This window comes from Pseudonocardia sp. SID8383, assembly GCF_009864975.1.
Taxonomy (GTDB): domain Bacteria; phylum Actinomycetota; class Actinomycetes; order Mycobacteriales; family Pseudonocardiaceae; genus Pseudonocardia; species Pseudonocardia alni.
Genome location: NZ_WWFY01000769.1, coordinates 1 through 1,491 on the forward strand (window position 1 = coordinate 1; position 1,491 = coordinate 1,491).

General features: G+C 77.3%; 1 protein-coding gene. It reads right to left on the reverse strand.

Annotated features, from left to right (window positions below; all coding sequences use genetic code 11):
* Window positions 1-172: 172 nt before the first annotated feature.
* Window positions 173-1,486, reverse strand: coding sequence for a cupin domain-containing protein (locus tag GTW08_RS18615; RefSeq protein WP_346009933.1), 1,314 nt, complete (start codon window positions 1,484-1,486; stop codon window positions 173-175).
* Window positions 1,487-1,491: the final 5 nt, after the last annotated feature.

Sequence of the window (1,491 nt, forward strand, 5' to 3'; positions counted from 1 at the left end):
CAGGCCCCGAGCGCCGACGCGGCGGCGGGATCGAGCCCGGCCAGGGCCTGACGCGGCCACGGCCCGGGGTGCTCGACGAGGAACCAGTGCCGCGCGGGCGGCGCGGTGCCCTCCGCCGGGTCACCGGCCGTCCCGGCGAGTTCCGCGCAGTGCTGGTACTCCCGGGCCGCGGTCACGCCGTGGCCGGGACGAGCACGCCCTCGCGCAGCAGCCGCCGGACGAGGACGACCTGGTCGTCGGCGTCCAGCCCGGGCAGGTCCCCGACGGTGTGGGTGCCGCCGCCGAGCAGGGCCGCCAGCGCGGGTGCGACGACGGCGGGCAGGGTCAGCGTCTTCTCCGCCAGTTCCAGCACGACCCGATCATCGCCCGGGACGAGGCGGTGGTGCACCCCGAGGCGCCGGCGCACGGTGTCCCCGGGCGCGAGATCGCGGGCGAACGCGGCGGCGGCGACCGGCCGGACCGGCTCCGGGCGCCCGCCGGACCACATCCGGCCCCGGACCCGGCGCGACACGTCCTCGGCGGGGACGGCGGCGAGGGCACCGGTCAGCGCGGCGCGCACCGCGTCCAGGTGCGGGGCGAGCTGTTCCGGGTCGGCCAGGTCGACCCCCAGCGGCAGGCTCGCGCGCAGCCGCTCGTCGGAGGCGACCAGCGCCAGCAGCGACTCGACCAGCGCGTACCGGGTCACCACGTGGACGCCGACGGTCAGGTGCGCCGAGACGTCGCCGAGCGCGGTGGCGGAGTGCAGCCAGCCGCGGGGGAGGTAGAGCACGTCACCGGGTTCGAGGACCCGGTCGATCACGGGCTCGTCGTCGCGGGCGCGGGCGGCGACGGCGTCGCCGTGGTCGCTCCAGGGCTGGCTGCGCAGCGGGTCGGTGTGGACCGGTGCGTGGACGCGCCAGTGCTTCTGCCCGGCCAGCTGCAGCACGAACACGTCGTGCACGTCGTAGTGGGCGGAGAAGCCCTGGGACTGGGGCGGGGTGATGTAGGCGTTCGCCTGCACCGGGTGGCCGAGGTCCTCGGCGAGCGCGGTGCAGAAGTCGATGACGCCGGGCCAGACGCGGTGCAGCGCCTGCAGGACGACGGTGCTGCCGTCGCCGAACAGCGCGGCGACCTTGTCGTCGCGGACCTGGTCGCCGACCTCGGCGCCCACCCCGCCCGGGCCGGTGAAGTCACCCGAGCCGACGACGGACCCGTTGCGGGCCAGCCGCAGGAACGGGGTGCGCAGCCCGCGACGGGACAGCAGCTCGTCGACGCCGTCGAGGTCGAGCAGGTCGCGGAACGCGCCGGTGTCCGCGCCGGTGCGCAGCAGCGCGGTGGTGCCCCAGTTCCGGGCGCCGAACGTGTCGGTGTCCGAGCCGACCAGCCGCGCGAGGGCGCCGTTCCCGGACGCCGCACGTGCGCCGGCCGGTACCGGGGCGCCCGCGGGGGGCGATCCGGCACCGGCCGTCGGCTCGCTCAGCTCAGTTCGCACCGCTGTCGGCGCCACCGTCG